Origin of the sequence: Butyricicoccus sp. OF27-2pH9A, from assembly GCF_027693185.1 — a bacterium.
GTDB lineage: Bacteria > Bacillota > Clostridia > Oscillospirales > Butyricicoccaceae > Agathobaculum > Agathobaculum butyriciproducens.
On sequence record NZ_JAQEXK010000020.1, the window covers coordinates 1 to 18790 of the forward strand.

Annotated in this window: 20 protein-coding genes; 1 reads left to right on the top strand and 19 read right to left on the bottom strand. The window is 55.7% G+C overall.

Features of this window, described 5'->3' with window-relative positions; genetic code table 11:
* Positions 1-271 precede the first annotated feature (271 nt).
* The 17 genes from PG722_RS12305 to PG722_RS12385 form a co-directional block, all read right to left on the bottom strand.
* Positions 272-397 (bottom strand): hypothetical protein, encoded by a 126-nt coding sequence (locus PG722_RS12305; protein ID WP_256129151.1) that lies wholly within the window; start codon positions 395-397, stop codon positions 272-274.
* 109 nt (positions 398-506) lie between these two features.
* Positions 507-827: an SCP2 sterol-binding domain-containing protein gene (locus PG722_RS12310; protein ID WP_158574710.1), complete on the bottom strand. Its 321-nt coding sequence runs from the start codon at positions 825-827 to the stop codon at positions 507-509.
* A 159-nt stretch (positions 828-986) separates the two neighbouring features.
* Positions 987-1379, bottom strand: coding sequence for a hypothetical protein (locus PG722_RS12315; protein ID WP_117490730.1), 393 nt, complete (start codon positions 1377-1379; stop codon positions 987-989).
* Entirely contained in the window at positions 1380-1991 is a 612-nt protein-coding gene (gene yihA / locus PG722_RS12320) for a ribosome biogenesis GTP-binding protein YihA/YsxC (RefSeq protein ID WP_227109736.1), read from the bottom strand.
* A gap of 1 nt (position 1992) precedes the next feature.
* Entirely contained in the window at positions 1993-4407 is a 2415-nt protein-coding gene (gene lon, locus PG722_RS12325; protein WP_270580699.1) for an endopeptidase La, read from the bottom strand.
* A 132-nt stretch (positions 4408-4539) separates the two neighbouring features.
* On the bottom strand, positions 4540-5856 hold the full coding sequence (gene clpX, locus PG722_RS12330) for an ATP-dependent Clp protease ATP-binding subunit ClpX (protein ID WP_118480713.1): 1317 nt from the start codon (positions 5854-5856) through the stop codon (positions 4540-4542).
* Between the two features lie 52 nt (positions 5857-5908).
* A complete protein-coding gene (gene clpP, locus PG722_RS12335) occupies positions 5909-6490 on the bottom strand; it encodes an ATP-dependent Clp endopeptidase proteolytic subunit ClpP (RefSeq protein ID WP_117490728.1) in 582 nt (193 codons plus the stop codon).
* 165 nt (positions 6491-6655) lie between these two features.
* Complete coding sequence (gene tig, locus PG722_RS12340; protein ID WP_118480715.1) at positions 6656-7987, bottom strand: trigger factor; 1332 nt, start codon at positions 7985-7987, stop codon at positions 6656-6658.
* A gap of 78 nt (positions 7988-8065) precedes the next feature.
* Entirely contained in the window at positions 8066-8767 is a 702-nt protein-coding gene (locus tag PG722_RS12345) for a metallophosphoesterase (RefSeq protein WP_110436600.1), read from the bottom strand.
* Positions 8767-10260, bottom strand: a complete 1494-nt coding sequence (gene thrC, locus PG722_RS12350; protein ID WP_270580700.1) for a threonine synthase — start codon at positions 10258-10260, stop codon at positions 8767-8769. Before thrC ends, PG722_RS12345 begins: the two co-directional genes overlap by 1 nt.
* A gap of 100 nt (positions 10261-10360) precedes the next feature.
* The gene (locus PG722_RS12355; protein WP_270440027.1) at positions 10361-11323 is read right to left on the bottom strand and encodes a dipeptidase; all 963 of its coding nucleotides are present in this window, start codon (positions 11321-11323) and stop codon (positions 10361-10363) included.
* Positions 11324-11325: 2 nt separating this feature from the next.
* The gene (locus PG722_RS12360; RefSeq protein WP_270580701.1) at positions 11326-11676 is read right to left on the bottom strand and encodes a YraN family protein; all 351 of its coding nucleotides are present in this window, start codon (positions 11674-11676) and stop codon (positions 11326-11328) included.
* Complete coding sequence (locus tag PG722_RS12365; protein WP_270580702.1) at positions 11673-12290, bottom strand: ribonuclease HII; 618 nt, start codon at positions 12288-12290, stop codon at positions 11673-11675. The genes PG722_RS12360 and PG722_RS12365 overlap by 4 nt, the downstream gene beginning before the upstream one ends.
* Positions 12291-12346: 56 nt before the next feature.
* Positions 12347-13204, bottom strand: coding sequence for a ribosome biogenesis GTPase YlqF (ylqF, locus tag PG722_RS12370; RefSeq protein ID WP_110436595.1), 858 nt, complete (start codon positions 13202-13204; stop codon positions 12347-12349).
* Position 13205: 1 nt separating this feature from the next.
* A complete protein-coding gene (gene lepB / locus PG722_RS12375) occupies positions 13206-13772 on the bottom strand; it encodes a signal peptidase I (protein ID WP_270580703.1) in 567 nt (188 codons plus the stop codon).
* A 125-nt stretch (positions 13773-13897) separates the two neighbouring features.
* Positions 13898-14239: a 50S ribosomal protein L19 gene (rplS, locus tag PG722_RS12380; protein WP_110436593.1), complete on the bottom strand. Its 342-nt coding sequence runs from the start codon at positions 14237-14239 to the stop codon at positions 13898-13900.
* Between the two features lie 127 nt (positions 14240-14366).
* Positions 14367-14738: a hypothetical protein gene (locus PG722_RS12385; RefSeq protein WP_270580704.1), complete on the bottom strand. Its 372-nt coding sequence runs from the start codon at positions 14736-14738 to the stop codon at positions 14367-14369.
* Positions 14739-14837: 99 nt separating this feature from the next.
* Between PG722_RS12385 and PG722_RS12390 the strand changes: the two genes are divergently transcribed.
* Positions 14838-16148, top strand: a complete 1311-nt coding sequence (locus tag PG722_RS12390) for an alpha-amylase family glycosyl hydrolase (RefSeq protein ID WP_270580705.1) — start codon at positions 14838-14840, stop codon at positions 16146-16148.
* Positions 16149-16208: 60 nt separating this feature from the next.
* Here PG722_RS12390 and PG722_RS12395 read toward each other — a convergent pair whose 3' ends face one another.
* On the bottom strand, positions 16209-16682 hold the full coding sequence (locus PG722_RS12395) for a hypothetical protein (protein ID WP_270580707.1): 474 nt from the start codon (positions 16680-16682) through the stop codon (positions 16209-16211).
* Positions 16683-16706: 24 nt separating this feature from the next.
* A complete protein-coding gene (locus tag PG722_RS12400) occupies positions 16707-18785 on the bottom strand; it encodes an S-layer homology domain-containing protein (RefSeq protein ID WP_270580708.1) in 2079 nt (692 codons plus the stop codon).
* Positions 18786-18790 lie beyond the last annotated feature (5 nt).

The window sequence follows — 18790 nt, forward strand, 5'->3', positions numbered from 1 at the left end:
TTAAGCACATCGTTGTTTAATTTACAAGGTGCAATCTGCTGTTTTTAAAGAGTTTTCACAACTTTTCGTCGTTCTCAATCGCTCATCAACAGCTTATTTAGTATATCAAAACCAGAAGCGTTTGTCAAGAACTTTTTTCAAATTCTTTTTCAGAACCTCAATCGGTTCTAAACCAAACTTTTCGGTTTTGCGCTCGTCTCTGAGAGACAGCTTTAATAACATACCAAATCCGACAGCGAATGTCAAGAGTTTTTTCGTCTCTGTTCGACATTTATTTCTCATTTCTCCGCACAAGACTGATTACAAACGCCGCAATCGACAGTCCTGCGCTGACCGCTGACAACGCGCACGCAATAATATCCAGTGTCAATTTGGCTTTTTTCTGTTTTTTATTCATTTTTGAGCATTTCTCCTTGTATAACTACAGCATGTACCGCTTTGGATGCTTTTACATAAAAGACCCGCCTGAAAGTACGGCGGGTCTTCCTCTATGCAGCTTTGCATCATTACTTCATCAGTTCTGCCAGCAGCATAACCTTATCCACATTGCCTTCAACCTTGATTTTTCCCTCAGCGATAGCAACCTGCGGAACCAGCTTGCCGGTAAGCACCTTCTCCAGATTCGTCATCGACCCGGAAACGATTGCATCGTGGTCAATATACTCATACGGCATAACGGACACATTGCCGTTCAGGATTTCGATGTAGAACACACCTGTAATCTTGCCCGTAAGATTAAACTGCACCGCAACCTTGCCTTCCGTGCCGGCAATATCGGCTTTCTTTAATCTGTTGTAAAACTTTCCAATCAGCTGATCAATATCCATCGGACTCACCCCTGCTCTATTTTCTATCTTTATTATACAACACATGCAAGAAAAAGCAAGGATAATTTTGGTGATTTAGCCGTGAAACCGTAACAAAACGGCTGTGCAATTTTTAATGCACAGCCGCTTTGTAAATTGAACAGTAATCAACAGTTAATTTCAGGTCTTTCGGTCGAATTTGGTGTGACAATGCGGGCAGGTAATCATAATCTTTCCCTTGCCCTTTGGCACGCGCAGGCGCTGACCGCACTCCGGACACTTGAAATAGCAGTGTGTCTTACGGTCAGCGAAACGGCCCTGTGCACCACGAATCCTGTTCGATACCGGACGCCACCATCTCATAAACTTTTCATTCTCCGCATACCGCGCCTGAATATTGCGCGAGAACATGCGGAAGTAGCACAGGCACAGCAGTGCAAGAATGAATACGTTCATCCACGCCCAGCCGAGAATGCGCGCCACGATAATGAGCGCAATGCCGAGAATGAGCAGCGCGTTATTGAGCGGGTCGCTGCCGTAGCGGCCTGCCATAAAACGGCGGAAAAAATCCATTTATGCCTCTTCCTTTCCGCAAACGTGCTCGAAAATCAGGTCAAGCACCTCATCACGACCGAATCCCTTCTCTGCCGAGAACGGAATGACCGGCACTTCCTCCGGCAACAGCAATGTCTGACGAATCTCCGCAATATTGCCCTCAAGCTGGCTCTTCTTAATTTTATCCAGCTTGTTAGCGATAATCACCCACGGTTTTCCGGATGCGCGGAACCACTCCGCCATCGTCATATCGTCGCGCGTCGGCTTGTGACGAATGTCCACGATCTGGATACCCAGCGTCAGCAGATCCATTGCAAAGTAGGTCTCCATCAGAGCACCCCACCGCTGCTGCTCAGCCTTGGAAACGCGCGCGTAGCCGTAGCCCGGAAGATCGACCAGATACATTGCCTTGTCGATCGTGAAATAGTTGATGTGAATGGTCTTGCCCGGCTGTGCGCTGACACGCGCAAAGTTCTTGCGGTTCAGCAGCTTGTTGATGACCGAGCTTTTACCCACGTTGGATTTGCCCGCAAACACGATCTGCGGCAGCGGGTCGTGCGGAAAATCGCTTTCCTTGACCGCCGAGCGCAGAAATTCCGCGTTATGCAAATTCGGTTTCTTCATTTCCATATTATTGTACCACCGTTGTCGATGCCGTGTCCGCTGCACGCTTTATTGGGGCGGACTTGCGTTTTTTCTGCTTGGGACGGCGCGAAAAGTCGATCGCGGTCTCCACCACCGTGTCCATGTGCTCCGCAATGACAAAGTTGATGTTTTCCCGAACGACCGGCACGATGTCCTTCAAGTCGCTCTCGTTGTCCTTCGGAATGCACACGGTCTTGATACCCGCGCGATACGCCGCCATGGTTTTCTCGCGCAGACCGCCGATTGGCAGCACGCGGCCGCGCAGCGTTACCTCGCCGGTCATGGCAACCTCGTGACGAACCGGCGCGCCGGTCAATGCCGAAATCAGCGCCGTGGTGATCGTCACGCCTGCGGACGGGCCGTCCTTCGGAATCGCTGCCTCCGGGAAGTGAATGTGCAGATCGTTGTCCTTATAGAACATCGGGTCGATGTTCAGTGCCTCTGCCTTGGAGCGCACGAACGTCACAGCCGCCTTTGCGCTCTCCTGCATGACCGTGCCGAGATTGCCAGTGATTTCGATCTTGCCGGTGCCCGGCACGACTGCCACCTCAACCTCAAGCATTTCACCGCCGACACTCGTCCACGCGAGACCGTTTACAATGCCGACCTCGTCCTTCTTGCTGACCAGATCGTCCTTGAAGGTCGCCGTGCCGAGCAGCTCCTCGAGATTCTCCCTGGTAGCCGTCAGGCTTTCGTCGCCATCCGCGATATGCTTTGCCGCCTTGCGGCAAAGCTTCGCCAGCACCTGCTCAAGACGGCGCACGCCTGCTTCGCGGGTGTAGCCGCTGATGATCGCATCAAGCGTTTCATCGTCCACGATCAGCTGATTTTCGCTCAGGCCGTGCTTCTTCATCTGCTTGGACAGCAGGTGACGGCGTGCGATCAGGCGCTTTTCCTCCGCCGTGTAGGACGGCAGCTCGATAACCTCCATACGGTCGAGCAGCGGACGCGGAACGGTCGAAAGATCGTTCGCAGTCGTCAGGAACACCACGTCGGACAGATCAAACGGCAGTTCAATGTAGTGGTCGCGGAAGGCAACATTCTGCTCGGTGTCCAGCACTTCGAGCATCGCCGATGCCGGATCGCCGCGGAAGTCGTTGCCCATCTTGTCGATCTCGTCGAGCAGGATGAGCGGGTTGGACGTACCGGCACGGCGCAGCGCATCCATAATACGGCCGGGCATTGCGCCGATGTAGGTCTTGCGGTGACCGCGGATATCCGCCTCGTCACGCACACCACCGAGGCTCATGCGCGTGTAATTGCGGCCCATGGCCTCTGCAACGGACTTGGCAATCGAGGTCTTGCCGACACCCGGAGGGCCGACCAGACACAGCACCTGTCCCTTGAGGTCGGGCGCAAGGCTCTTGACAGCAAGGAACTCCATAATGCGTTCCTTGACCTTCTCCATGCCATAGTGGTCGCGGTCGAGGATCGCCTGCGCTTCCGCCAGATCATGACGTTCCTCGCTCTTCTTATTCCACGGCAGGTCGAGCACGGTATCCAGATAAGTACGCACGACACCCTGCTCAGCCGTCGAGCCGCTCAGCTTGGCAAAGCGGTCCACCTCACGGATGAGCTTGTCCTCGCACTCCTTCGGCAGCTTGAGGTCGAGCACGCGCGCGCGGTAGCTTTCCGCTTCTGCGGCTACGTCCTGCTCGCCGAGCTCGGTCTGAATGACCTTGATCTGCTCGCGCAGATAGTATTCCTTCTGGTTTTTGTCGATCTGGGTCTTAAGTTCGTCCTGAATCTCGTTTTCGATCTTGAGAACCTCGGTCTCCTCACCGAGCATGCGGATCACCATCACCAGACGGCGGGTAATGCCAAGCTCTTCGAGGATTTCCTGCTTGGCTGCCACATCGACCGGAATATTCTGGGCGATATAGTCTGCCAGATAGCCCGGATCGCCGCCCTCGGCTACGGTCAGCTCCACATCGGGCGACAGGCGGGACGCATACTGTGCGTACTCGCTGAAGCGCTCCTGCGCGGTGCGCACGAGTGCCTGCGCGCGGCGTTCGGTCACGCCGTAAACGTAGTCCTCGAGTTCCTCAACCTCGGCATACATGCAGTCCTCGTCCTTTTCGGCGGCGATAAAGTTGTGCGCGAGCGCACGGGTCTTGCCCTCGACCAGCACGCGGATATTATCGCCCGGCAGACGCAGGATCTGGCGAATCTGGCAGATCGTGCCGATCTGGTACAGGTCGCTCGGCGTCGGCGTATCGGTTTTCAGTTCGCGCTGCGCGGTCAGGAAGATGGTCTGGCCGTTCTTCATCGCCGCTTCCAGTGCGCGAATCGACATCATTCTGCCCACATCAAAGTGGACGATCATATTAGGGAACGCCGTCAGTCCGCGCAGCGGCAGCACCGGCAGGCGGCTGAGGACGATTCCGTTAAGCTCTGTCATATGTTCGTTTCTCCTTGCACGGAAAATTGTCTATTAGTTTCAGTATAGTATATCTTCCGGGGTTTGTAAAGGCGTTGAACGTTAAAAATACGGGCGGGAATCTCGTTCCCCGCCCGTATTGGTTTTGATTGATTATGCGCTCTTGGTCGGCTTTCTGCGCGAAGCCTTTTTCGGCGGCTTCTTTTCCGCCGGAACAGCCGTGCGTTCGCCGTGTTCGACAACCGGCTCACCGGTACCGTCCACAACGCCCGGCGTGATCTCCACGCGGCAGACGGTCTCGTCGGACGGAATGCGGAACATGATGTCGGTCATCACGTTCTCCAGCACGCCGCGCAGACCGCGGGCACCCGTTTTGCGCTCGAGTGCGACCTCAGCCACACGCTCCAGCGCCTCCGGCTGGAACTTCAGCTCTACGCCGTCCATTGCGAACAGCGTTTCGTACTGCTTGACCAGTGCGTTCTTCGGCTCCTGCAGGATGCGGACGAGTGCGTCCTTATCCAGCGTATCGAGCGAAACGATGGCCGGCAGACGGCCGATCAGCTCGGGGATCAGGCCGAACTTCATCAGGTCATGCGGCTCGATCTTGGCCAGCAGACGGTCAGTCTGCTCGTCTTCCTTTCCCTTTACCTCAGAACCGAAGCCCATACCCTGCTTACCGGTGCGCTTCTGGATGATACCCTCGATACCGTCGAATGCACCGCCGCAGATAAACAGAATATTGGTCGTGTCGATCTGAATGAACTCCTGATGCGGATGCTTGCGTCCGCCCTGCGGCGGTACGTTGGCAACCGTGCCCTCGAGCATTTTCAGCAGTGCCTGCTGTACGCCCTCACCCGAAACATCGCGGGTGATGGACGGGTTTTCGCTCTTGCGGGCAATCTTGTCGATCTCATCGACGTAGATAATGCCGTGCTCTGCCAGCTCCACATCAAAGTCCGCCGCCTGAATCAGTCGCAGCAGGATGTTTTCGACATCCTCACCGACGTAACCGGCCTCGGTCAGTGTGGTCGCGTCCGCGATTGCGAACGGAACCTGCAGTGTCTTGGCCAGCGTCTGCGCCAGCAGCGTCTTGCCCGAGCCGGACGGACCCAGCATCAGGATGTTGGACTTCTGCAGCTCTACCTCGGTCTCCGGATGGTAGATGCGCTTGTAGTGGTTGTAAACCGCAACCGAAAGGGCAATCTTCGCACGATCCTGACCGATAACGTACTCATCGAGCACTTTTTTCAGCTCCTGCGGCGTCGGCAGGTGCTCGGGCTTTACGAGTGCATGGCTCTGCGGCTCGTACTCCGGCATGAGATCCAGCTCGTCATCCAGAATGCTGGTGCATACGCCGATACACTCATCGCAGATATACACGTTCGGTCCTGCGATCAGCTTGCGCACGCGGCTCTGCGGCTTGCCGCAGAACGAGCATTTCAGTTCTTTTCCATCATCATAACTTGGCATATGCCACCTCTATACTACGAAAAAATTACAATTACGACAATGCAGAATTGCCTTAGTGCTTATCGAATACCTTGTCGATCAGGCCGTATGCAACCGCCTCGTCCGCGGTCATGAAGTTATCGCGCTCGCAGTCAGCCGTCACGGTCTCAACCGGCTTGCCGGTATTTTCGGACAGGATCTTGTTCATGCGCTTCTTGATGATCTCAAGGCGCTTCAGGTGGATCGCCATATCAGTGATCTGACCCTGCGTGCCGGCGGACGGCTGATGGATCATGATCTCGGCATTCGGCAGCGCGTAGCGCTTGCCCTTGGCGCCCGAGGACAGCAGGAACGCGCCCATGGAAGCCGCCATGCCGATGCAGATGGTCGAAACATCGCACTTGATATAGTTCATGGTGTCATAAATCGCCATACCTGCGGTTACGGAGCCGCCGGGGCTGTTGATATACAGCGAAATATCCTTATCTGGGTCCTGTGCTTCCAGATAAAGCAGCTGAGCCACGACCAGAGAAGCGGTCGTGTCGTTTACTTCATCGCACAGCATGATAATGCGGTCATTCAACAGACGGGAGTAAATATCAAACGAACGCTCGCCGCGGCCGGTCTGCTCTACGACCATAGGGACTAAACTCACTTGGGAAAACTCCTTTCAGCAAGGTGGATAAGCTGCGAAAAAGCGCAGATTTTGTCCTCCTTGAATATAGGTGAAAAAGCGCGAGCGTCGCTCGCGCTTTTCTTATGAACCAACGCTAAGCGTTTGGTTTGCTGGTGTTTGCGCGCTTTGGGGAATCAGCAGAAATTACTCTGCAGTCTCCTCGGTGGTCTCCTCAGCAGCCTTCTTCTTTGCTGCCTTCTTAACCTTGGCGTTCTTCTTGATGAACTCGAGCGCGTTCGAGATCTTCAGATCGCCCTCCAGAGCTTCCTTGGATACGATGGCCTTAACCTTCTCGACTTCCATCTTGTACTGCTCTGCCATCTTAGCATACTCTTCCTCGAGTTCCGTGTCGGAAACAGTAATGCCTTCCAGTTCAACAACCTTCTGCAGTGCCAGACGGGTCTTCACCTGACGCTCTGCCTGGCTCTGGAACATTGCACGGAATGCGCCCATCTCAGTGCCGGTCATCTTGAGGTACTGCTCAAGGCCCATGCCCTGCATCTGCAGGCGGTAGCCGAAGTCCTGTACAATGGTGTCAACCTGGGAGTCGATCATAGCAGCCGGAATGTCAGCCTTCATGCCGTCGATTACAGCGTCCAGAACCTTCTCCTCGAAAGCGTTGTCAGCAGCTTCCTGACGCTCTGCCTTCAGGCGCTCGGTGATCTCCTTCTTCAGATCGTCGAGGGTCTCGCAGGTGTCGGAAACGTCCTTAGCAAACTCGTCGTCGATCTCCGGCAGGATGGTCTCCTCAACCTTGTGTACCTTGCACTTGAAGGTAGCTTCCTTGCCTGCCAGTTCCTTAGCGTGGTACTCCTCCGGGAAGGTAACAACTACGTCCTTCTCGTCGCCGGCCTTGCAGCCGATCAGCTGATCCTCGAAGCCCGGGATGAATGCGCCGGAGCCCAGAGTCAGCTCGTGATGCTCAGCCTTGCCGCCCTCGAACGGAACGCCGTCTACGAAGCCCTCGAAGTCGATATCAACGGTATCATTCTTCTTAGCCTTGCGCTCTACGGTCTCGGTGCGGGCGTTGCGCTGAGCCATGCGGTTCAGCTCTGCCTTAACGTCAGCCTGCAGAACCTTAACGGTCTCCTTCTCAACCTCAATGCCCTTGTACTCGCCGAGCTCAACTTCCGGCTCAACCGGTACCTTGGCGATGATGGTCAGGCCGCCCTCTTCTGCCGGGTCGCCCAGATCAACGTCTGCACGGCCGACCGGCTTGATGCCGGACTTCTCAACAGCCATTTCCATAGCGTCCGGGTAAATGATATTGAAAGCTTCTTCAAAGAACACGCCTTCGCCGTACAGCTTCTCGATCATCTTGCGCGGTGCCTTGCCCTTGCGGAAGCCCGGAACGGTGATGTTCTTGCCGGTCTTCTTGAATGCCTTGTCCTTAGCTGCTTCAAACTCAGCCTTGGTGATCTCGATAGTCAGAGCAACGACGCTGTGCTCCTGCTTTTCAGTGTTTTTCAGTTCCATGTTGCCAATCTCCTTACTTACTTTCGATTGTATCTAAATCATTCTACCAGATTATTTTGAGAATTTCCATAGTTTTTTCTATTTTTTCAGAAAAATCGGGATAAAATCCACAAAATCTCCGGAGACGAGCTTCCATTCAATTCCTTCCTGCTCACCTGTTACGGCATGACTCAGGCTTTTCCCGTGCAAATGTCCATAAATACAGCGCTTTACACCGTACTTATGCAGCAGTTCGATGATCTCACCGCAGCGGTAGGACGCGTAAAGCGGCGGATAATGCAGGAAACAGAGTATCTCCTCCGGGTTTGCGGCAGCGCCGAGCTTCAGCGATGCCTCGAGCCGCAGCAGCTCGCGCTTGAAGATTTTCTCGTTGTGCGGGTCGGCGAAGTCCTCCTCAAAGGGCCAGCCGCGTGTGCCGCACAGCGCGGTCTTTTCATAGAAAAAACAATTGTTATGCAGAAAATCAATGGTAGTAAATCCGTTTTCATCTAAGAAACGGTGCATTTTGGAGGCGGTTTCCCACCACAGATCGTGGTTGCCCTTCAAAATGATCTTTTTGCCCGGCAGCGAGTCGATCAGCGCAAAATCGCCTTTCGCTTCCGCAAGGTTGATGCCCCACGAAATATCCCCGCCCAAAACAATGGTGTCCTCCGGCGCAACAAGCGCACGCCAGTTTTTGATGATCTTTTCCGTGTGCCCCTGCCACCGGCCGCCGAAAATATCCATCGGCTTGGCTACATCGGCGGCAAGGTGCAGATCGGCAAGCGTATAAAGCGCCATTACAGATCCTTGAGCAGACCGACGGTGGACAGAATGTCGGCCTTGTCTACCACGCGGTCAAAGCGCGGCATCTTGCCTGCCAGAGCGGCAAGCGGAGCGGGTGCCGGTACACCCGTCAGCTGAGAGAGCACCTCCAGCTGGGTAACGTCGTCGTTCTCGAGCGTGCCGCCGAGCGCCTCGATAACCGAGCGGCAGAACTTGAACGGAGACGCGGTGGACGCGATCACGGTCGGCGTTTCGTCGCCGGTGCGTGCGCGGTAGTCCTCGTATACACGAACGGCAACTGCGGTGTGCGTATCGCACAGGTAGTTCTCGTCCTTCCACAGCTTGTTGATGGTATCAGCCGCCTGGCTGTCGTCGCAGCAGCCTGCGTCGAACTCAGCCTCGATCTTGGCAAATACATCCTCAGCTACCTTGTAGCTGCCCTCGGTGTTCAGCTTGTTCATCAGCTCAGCAACCAGCTTGTCGTTGAAGTCGGAAGCGAAGAACAGCAGACGCTCGAGGTTGGACGAAATCAGGATGTCCATCGACGGCGACGTGGTGGTGAAGAAATCGCGGTTGCGGTTGTACTCGCCGCCCTTCTTGAAGAAGTCAGTCAGCACGTTGTTGCGGTTGGACGCGCAGATGAACTTGTTGACCGGCAGACCCATCTTCTTGGCGATGTACGCCGCAAGGATGTTGCCGAAGTTGCCCGTCGGTACGCAGACGTTGATCTTGTCGCCCTGTGCAATGGTGCCTGCGGCAACCATATCGCAGTACGCAGAAACGTAGTACGCGATCTGCGGCGCCAGACGGCCCCAGTTGATGGAGTTTGCCGAGGACAGCATCATGCCGTCCTTGTTGAGCGCTGCGCGGGTATTCTCATCGGTGAAGATGCGCTTTACCGCACTCTGTGCATCGTCAAAGTTACCGCGGATAGCTACAACCTCGACGTTCCTGCCTTCCTGTGTTACCATCTGCAGCTTCTGCATGGGCGATACGCCGTCCACCGGATAGTACACCATGATCTTGGTGCCCGGTACATCGTGGAAGCCGTCGAGCGCTGCCTTGCCGGTGTCACCCGACGTAGCGACCAGAATGCAGGCGGTACGGGTTTCGCCGGTCTTGCGCAGGGACGCGGTGAGCAGGTGCGGCAGCATCTGCAGCGCCATATCCTTGAACGCGCAGGTCGGACCGTGCCACAACTCGAGCAGATTCTTGCCCTCGCCCAGCTTTACCACCGGTGCAGTATCTGCGCCGCCGAACTTTTCATCGGCGTAAGCCTTGGACGCAAAGTCCGCCAGCTCCTCCGCCGTGAAGTCGGTCAGGAACTTGCCGAGAATGAGCGCCGAGCGGCCCTTGTAATCGCTCTCCGCAAGCGTTTTCCAATCCGCGTCGGTAAGCGCGGGAAACGCGGTCGGGCAGTACAGGCCGCCGTCCGGTGCGATGCCGTTGGCAATGGCGTATGCCGCGGAAACCTTGCGCTCCTTATTTCTTGTGCTTACATAATCCATATTTTTACAACCTCCGCAGTGGTTTTGATTGCTCCTTCTATTGTATAGCAAATATGTATGTTTGGGCAATAGGCAATTCCGTGGAAATTCCGCCGTCCTGTCACAACATTTTCTGCATAAAGTTGAATGCGTTGTCATAAAACAGCCCATCGACCGTTTCCTGCTTGTAGCCAAGTGTCAACATGCGGTCTGCCAGACGATACATATCCGCCAGACCGTCAATGCCGATCGGCAGGGTATCGCAGCCATCAAAGTCACAGCCGAGCGCGACCACCTTCTCGCCGTACATACCGATGAAACGCTCGATGTGGTCGATGGCGTCATCGATCACCGAATCGCTCTGCCGCACGAGGAACGGCGTGTACAGGTTGACGCCGACCAGTCCCCTGCGGTTGGCAATCTCGGCAAACTGCTCGTCGGTCAGGTTGCGCGAGTTGCGGCACAGAACCCGCGAATCGCTGTGGGTCGCAACAAACGGACGGTCTGTTGCCTCGCACACGTCCCAGAACCCGCGGTCGGACAGGTGCGATACATCAACGAGTATCCCCTTCTCGCCGCAGTCGCGGACCAGCTGCTTGCCCAGCTCGGTCAGACCCTCGTTCTGATCCACGGCGGATGAGCAGCCGTAGCGGCTGCGGTAATTCCACGTCAGCGTGATAAGACGCACACCGGCGTCGTAAACATAGTCGAGCGCGTCCGGCCGGTCGGGCAGCAGCTCCGCGCCCTCGATAGAGAGCAGCGCCGCCGCCTTTCCCGCCTCCACCGCCGCCCGAATATCCGCCGCCGAACGGCAGAACGTCAGCCAGTCGGCGTTGGCGGCAAACTCGCGTCTGGCAGTCGTCAGCATGCGGTCGAACCGCTCATCGGCGGGTGTATCGAGCAGACAGTCGCGCGTTTCCGGCGAATACGGCTGTCTCGCGCCGCAGAACAGCGCAAAAAACTGCACATATGGCTGATACCTGTGCGCTGCTGCATAATTGATATGTAAATCGTTCTCCCGCAGGTGTTTTCCTGTCTCGCAGCACTCATAGATGGTGTCACAGTGCAGATCAAACAGCTTCATACTCACCCTCCAAAGGCATTTTCCAGATGGTTGATGCGCGGCGGAACCGATGCGTTTTCCTCGCCGTAAACCTCGATCACGTCAAACCGCGGCTGCTTTTCGGTCGGGTGCTCCTGCAGCCACGCCTGTGCAGCGGCGATGATCTTCGCCTGCTTGACCGGTGTGACGGCTTCGCACGCCGGACCGTAGCGGGCGTTTTTGCGCGTCTTGACCTCCGCAAAGATAACATACTGCGCGTTCTCCGCGATAATGTCAATCTCACCGAACCGGGTGCGGAAATTCATCGCTGCCGTGTGCCAGCCGCGCTTTTCGAGGTACAGCCGAGCCGCTTTTTCTCCCCACGCGCCCTTCATCGCGGTGCTTCCGGATGCTTTTCGTAGAATTTCTTCAAAAACGTCATCCGGTGGATGGGACACGGGCCGTGCATGAGCAGTGCCTCATCGTGCGCCTTGGTCTCGTAGCCCTTGTGCTTTTCAAAGCCGTACTGCGGGTACTGCTCGGCGAACTGGCGCATCAGGCGGTCTCGCGTTACCTTGGCGATGATGGACGCTGCCGCGACAGACGGGATTTTTGCATCGCCGGAGACCACGCACTCGTGCGGCTGCTCAAGTCCCTGTGAGCGGTTGCCGTCCACATAGACAAAATCCGCCGGGCGTGTCAGACCGTCCACCGCCTGCTTCATCGCGCGGTAAGTCGCCTGCAGGATGTTGATCTCGTCGATCACCCGCTCGTCCACGAGCGAAACCGACCACGCAAGCGCGTTTGCCGTGATTTCGTCGAACAGCTTCTCACGCTTCTTTTCACTGAGCTTTTTCGAGTCGTTCAGTCCCTCGATGACGATTCCGGCGGGCAGGATGACCGCAGCAGCGCACACCGGTCCGGCGACCGGACCGCGTCCGGCCTCATCCACGCCGCACACCGAGCCGTAGCCGTTCGCCCATGCTTTTTCTTCGTATTCCCAAGTCATGTTTGTCTCTCCTAAAACCAAGGGCGAACACAGTGGTTCGCCCTCGAAATGTTGGTTTATTCCGGCTTCTCGAGCGTAATGCGGCCGAGAACACCGCCGCGGAACTCATCGAGCAGGATGCGCGCCATGCGCTCGGTGTCGATCTCACCGCCGCGCAGCAGAAAACCGCGGCGCCTGCCCGCCTGCTGCAGCAGCTCATAACCGAGGAAATCGCACTCCTCCTCCGGAATGGCGATGCTGTAGCGGTCAATGATGGTCTGCGGCGCCTGTTCGGCGAGCAGCTCCATCAGCTTGCAGCCGAGCGTCTCAACGTCCAGAATATCGTCCTTGATCGCACCCGTGCACGCCAGCAGAATACCGACGCGCTCATCGTCGAACTTGGGCCACAGGATGCCCGGGGTGTCGAGCAAGTCAATGCCGCTCTCCACGCGGAACCACTGGCTGCCGCGCGTCACACCCGGACGATCCGCCGCCTTGGCGGATTTTCTGCCGAGAATGCGGTTGATGAACGTGGATTTGCCCACATTCGGGATGCCGACGACCATCACGCGGACGGACTTGCCGACCAGACCTTTTTCGTTCCACTGGGCGATCTTGTCCGCCAGCAGCGTGCGAACCGCGCCGGAGAACGCCTGCGTACCATTGCCGCTGCGGCTGTCGGTCTGGATGACCGCCATGCCCTGCTCACGGAAATGCTTCGCCCAGACAGCCGTCATGTTCGGGTCAGCCAGGTCGATGCGGTTAAGGATCATCATGCGCGGCTTGCCTGCTGCAATCTCATCCATATCCGGGTTGCGGGACACCTGCGGAATGCGTGCGTCCACGACCTCGCAGACTGCGTCCACCTGCTTGATATACTCCGCCATCTGCCGGCGGGTCTTTGTCATATGTCCGGGATACCATTGAATATTCATATTACTTCACCGTTCCAAAATCGCTGATTGGGAAAACCACGCTCTGCACATGACCGAGGATGTAGCGCTCATCCACCATGCCGAGACGGCTGTCGCGGCTGTCGGTAGAGGCGTTGCGGTTGTCGCCCATGACGAACACGCAGCCCTCCGGTACGGTCTGCGGATAGGTCAGATCGCCCATATGCTCGAGTACATTGATCGTTTCGTTGATATACGGCTCATCGAGAACCTCGCCGTTGACGCTCACGTCGCCGGTTACGGGATCAATGTCCACCGTATCGCCGCCGGTCGCAATGATGCGCTTGACGATCGGCTGATTGTTGTAAAAACCCTCCTTGCGCAGCACGACAACGTCTCCACGCTCGGGCGTATAGTTCAGGTTGCTTACCAGCATGATGCTGTGATCCTCGAGGGTCGGGTACATGCTCATGCCGTCCACGCCGATCAGGCGCACGAAAAACGTGAATACGACCACGAAGAACACCAGAACCGCCATCAGGGATTCGCCCCAGCCGAACAGCTCGCTCGAGAAGCGTCCCTCACTCTTTTTATTTTCGGTTTGCTGCATTATGATTTCCTCCATCAAAAAGATAGCATACAATATTATTATAGCGATAATACAGCGTATGCGCAAGTGAAAACAAAAAACGGAGAGCAAAAGCTCCCCGTTTTTGTTCGGTTGTAATGTTAGAATTAAACCTTCTCTGCGATCTTGGCAGCCTTGCCTACGCGACCGCGCAGGTAGTACAGCTTAGCACGGCGAACCTTACCGCTGCGAACAACCTCGAACTTAGCAACGTTCGGGGAATGTACCGGGAAGGTCTTCTCTACGCCTACGCCGTAAGAAATGCGGCGAACGGTTACGGTCTGGTTTACGCCAGCGTGCTTCTTAGCAATGATGATGCCTTCGAATACCTGAATACGCTCACGGTTGCCCTCCTTGATCTTTGCGTGTACCTTAACGGTGTCGCCGATCTTCAGAGTGGGCAGATCACTCTTGAGCTGCTGCTCGGACAGGACTTTAACGAGATCCATTTTTTAGTCTTCCTTTCGTCTTAGACATTCTTGCCGCATCGTAAACCCATAAATGAGCAGAGGAATGCCCGTGTTCATTGTTACTCGACTATAATATCATATCATGTAGCGGATTGCAAGTGTTTTTTCAATCCTGCACAGATTTTTGTCTCATTCGCTCGACAGACTCGGCGTGCACGGTCTCGGTCTGTGCCTGCGCCTTCTCGTTTTCATAAAAGCCGATGACAACGTAATCTCCCACCTGCAGGTCCTCAAAGCCGATTTCCTGCGTTTTGCCGGTGTCGGAATTGTAAGCAGAAAGCGCTGCTTTCGAGCAGTCTGCCGTGCCATGCTCGCCGAATACGGTCGTCTCTCCCGCATCCCGCACAGTGATTGTTTGATTTCGGCTGTCTGTGGACACAATTTCTGCGTCGGCAAGCAATCTAATCGGCTTTTGCTGACTGCAAGCGCATAAAAGCAGACAAATCCCCAATCCCGCAACATAAGAATTTTTTCGCATTTTATCGCCACCTTGCATAATTTTTATCACAAATCGCTTGCATTTCTTATTCACTTTTATTATACTGAACATGCTACCCGATGTAAAGGAGTGTTTTTCATGTGGGCATACGAAAGCGTATTTTATCAGATCTATCCCATCGGCTTCTGCGGTGCGCCGCGCGTAAACGACGGCGTGACCGTTCCGCGCATCCGCAAGGTCAGCGACTGGGCAGAGCATATTGCATCTCTCGGCTGCAATGCCGTGTACTTCTCCCCGATTTTTGAGTCCGACAGCCACGGCTACGACACCCGCGATTTCCGCCGCGTGGACTGCCGTCTCGGCACCAACGAGGATTTCGCCGCCGTCTGCAAAACGCTGCACGAGCACGGCATCAAAGTTGTGCTGGACGGCGTATTCAATCACGTCGGACGAGGTTTCTGGGCGTTCAAGGATGTGCAGGAGAAAAAATGGGATTCCCCCTACAAGGACTGGTTCCACATCTCCTTTGACGGCAACTCAAACTACAATGACGGCTTCTGGTACGAGGGCTGGGAAGGTCATTTCGAGCTGGTAAAGCTCAATCTGCGCCATCCGGATGTGCAGCACCACATTTTCGAGTGTATCCGCCAGTGGAAGGACGAATTCGGCATTGACGGTCTGCGGCTGGACGTGGCGTACTGTCTCGACAAGGATTTCATCCGTGCACTGCGCGGCTTCTGCGACTCGCTCTCGCCCGACTTTTTCCTCGTCGGCGAGCTGCTCCACGGCGACTACAATCAGTTTGTCGGAGACGGCATGCTGCACTCCTGCACGAATTACGAGTGCTACAAGGGTCTGTATTCCTCGATGAACAGCTACAACCTGTTTGAGATCACGCATTCGCTGCTGCGCCAGTTCGGTCCGGAAAACTGGACGCTGTATAAAGGCAAGCACCTGCTTTCGTTTGTGGATAACCACGATGTGACGCGCGTTGCGTCCATCCTGCAGAATCCGGCGCATCTGCCGCTGATCTATGCGCTGCTGTTCGGCATGCCCGGCATTCCGTGCATCTACTACGGCAGCGAATGGGGTGCCGAGGGCAAAAAGCAGGACGGCGATGACGCTCTGCGTCCCTCGTTCGAGCAGCCGATCGAGAACGACCTGACCGCCCGTATCACCGCAATGGCGAAGGCGCACCGTGAAAGCCGCGCGCTTTGCTACGGCGGCTTCAAGCAGCTTGTGCTCACCAACAAGCAGTGCATCTGGGAGCGCGAGACAGACGGCGAACGCGTGCTCGTTGCGGTAAATATCGACGAGCAGCCGTACCATGCACACTTTGACGCGCGCTGCGGCCGTGCTGTGGACCTCATTACCGGAGAAATGCACGACTTCGGCGGCGGCAGCGAATTGCCTCCGTACTCGGCTTACTTCTGGAAGTGTGAGTGCTGAGCGTACCCGTAAGATAGAGAAAACCCTCCGTATGGTTTCATACAGAGGGTTTTTATGCCTTTATGCCGGATCATATCCCGGCAGTTCGCTCTGATCGGCATGTTCTGCCACAAGTTCTTGATTCAAGTCATTCCAGCAGGCGCCGATATCCGCACGTGTGAAATAGCGAAATCCGCCTGTCTGCGAAGCCAGATAGCCGTTTTTCACGCCGCTGCAGACGTAAATCAGTTCATAGTTCGTCCCGTCCGAAAGCTGAAACCGAAAACTGGTCACATCTCCTCCGTCACCGCTATCATCTATCGTCTTATCTTTGAGCGGCAGACCTTCCAGCCGCTCATACAGCGCTTTGATATCGTCTTTGTCTGTAACGCTTTTCTTCTCTGCCGTTATAGGGACGCCCTCGAAATGATACATTACAGCACTTTCCACATCATCGGCTGTAAACGGCAAGTCCAGCTTGACCGTTTTTCCACTGCAGCCGATCAATCCCGTCATGAAAATCAGTAAAACGATAAAGCCTGCTGCCTTTTTCATTTCATCACGCTCCTTTACAAGAAGTTACTTTCGCTTTACATAGTCGATAACGAGGGCATAAGTCGTGCCGTCTGCCAGATCGGCGCTGAATACGACAGTCGTACCGTCCTTGCGGTAACGCTCGAGCGCGGACTTTTTCAGCGTCAGCGTCTGACTGCTGACCGTGTAGTCCTTGTTTGAGGTCAGCGTATCGCCGTTCACGGTCACGCTTTTCAGGCTTGTGCGCGTCAGCGGCAGCGTGAACTTCGGTTCGCTCGGTGAAAACGTGTTGTACTCCTCGACCGCCCAGCTTTCGCCGGTCGGTGCGGAATCGCGCACGGTCAGGGTGAACGCCTCGGTCTTTCCGTTTTTCAGCTCAACGCTGATGGTGTAGCTGCCCGCTCGAAGCTGCGCCAGCACACCGCGCGGCAGGATGAGCGAACGCGTCGAGGAATCGAACGTGTAGTCGATGCTCGACAGACCGAGCACCACATCCCGGATATCCTCCGAGGTATTGGCGCCGCTCAGGCGTGTATGCACATCCGCGTACTTTTCCGACTTGTAATAGCGGTCAAAAGACGCATTCTGCGCATTTTCGCTCACCGAAGAATCGGTAACAGCAATGGCGATTGCCGCCGTTTTGCCGTCCGAGAGCGTCAGCGTCAGTTTGCAGTTACCGCGCGGCAGCCTGCCCAGCCAGTCCGCGCTGATGGCGGCTCCGGTCGAGGTCTGCGTATAGTCCGTGCCTGCAGTGAGGACTGCACCGTTACTCTCGATTTTCTCAATTTTCAGACCGTTCGGCACGGTGACCGCAACATTTTTGCCCAGTGCAGAGAGGTTATTCAAATCGACCGCTATGCTTTCCGGCGAAACAGCCGCCGTCACGCTGCCCGTGAGCGTCTGTCCGCCTGCGATGGCGGTCACGCCGTTTGCGATTGTGTAGCCGGAGACCCGCACGCTGCTGGCAAAACTCACGCCGCTGCTCTTGATCTCCGCCTGATAAATCGTGCCGTAGCCGGTGACAGACGCAGGCTTGCCGGCGGTCATGCGGTAGACCGATGCATTCGCAGTGGTGGAAACCGTGGATTCGGTATTCAGCTCCAGATGATTGATATCCGCATCCAGCGTCAGCGAAACCTTCTTATCGCCGTTTATTTTTACATCCGCGAAGCCTTCATAGCCTGGGGTGGTCAGCTTTTTCTCGTAAAGCACCGCTGTGCTGCGGACCTCCGTGCTCGGAAAACGAGCGGCGCCTGCCGCAGTAACCTGCAGCAGGCGACCCATAGGCGAGGACACAACGATGTGGTCGCTCATTGTATTCGTCATTGTTACCGTGCCGCCGGCTACGATGATCGTACCCTTGACGTACACGTCATTCAGCTGTACCGCATCCGAGGCCAGACCTTCAGTCAGGTACAGATCGCCGTCGATCGTCGCGTCGGACAGCGTGCAGCTTTCCGAGATGGTGACGTTCGCGGTATCGCTCTTGAGGTCGGAGCCGGTATAGGCTTTGCCGGCCGTTGAAAGCGAGGTTCCAAGGTAATAGTACAGGATCTTCGCCAGCTCTGCGCGGGTGATGACCTTGGTCGGCTTGAAGGTATTGTCCTTGTAGCCGGTGATGATGCCCTTGTCCACAGCCGCCTTGACATAGCCTGCCGACCACGCCGCAACCTTCGTCTTATCCTTAAAAGACAGGTTTGCCGGTTTTACATTACCCGGATCGGCCTTGTACAGCCGTCCGAGGATAACCGCCGCCTGCTCACGGGTGACATACCCCTCCGGATTCATTCTGCCGTTGCCGGTGCCGTTGATGTAGCCGTACTTCTCGGCAATGCGCACCGTGTCGTAGTACCACGAGTTGGACTGCACATCGCTGTACGAAATGCTTGCCTTCTCCGTGAAGTGAAACGCACGGTTGACATAGCGCATGAACTCCGCACGAGTGACCTTGCGCTCCGGCTCGTACTTGCCGGTGGTCGCACTCGGATTGATGATGCCCTCATCATCCAGATATTCGATAAAGTTTTTGCTCCAGTGTCCGTCCAGATCGGAGGCAAACGCTGCCGGTATCATCGTTGCCAGCATCGCCGCACACAGGAATGCAGATAGTAAGCGTTTTTTCATAAGAT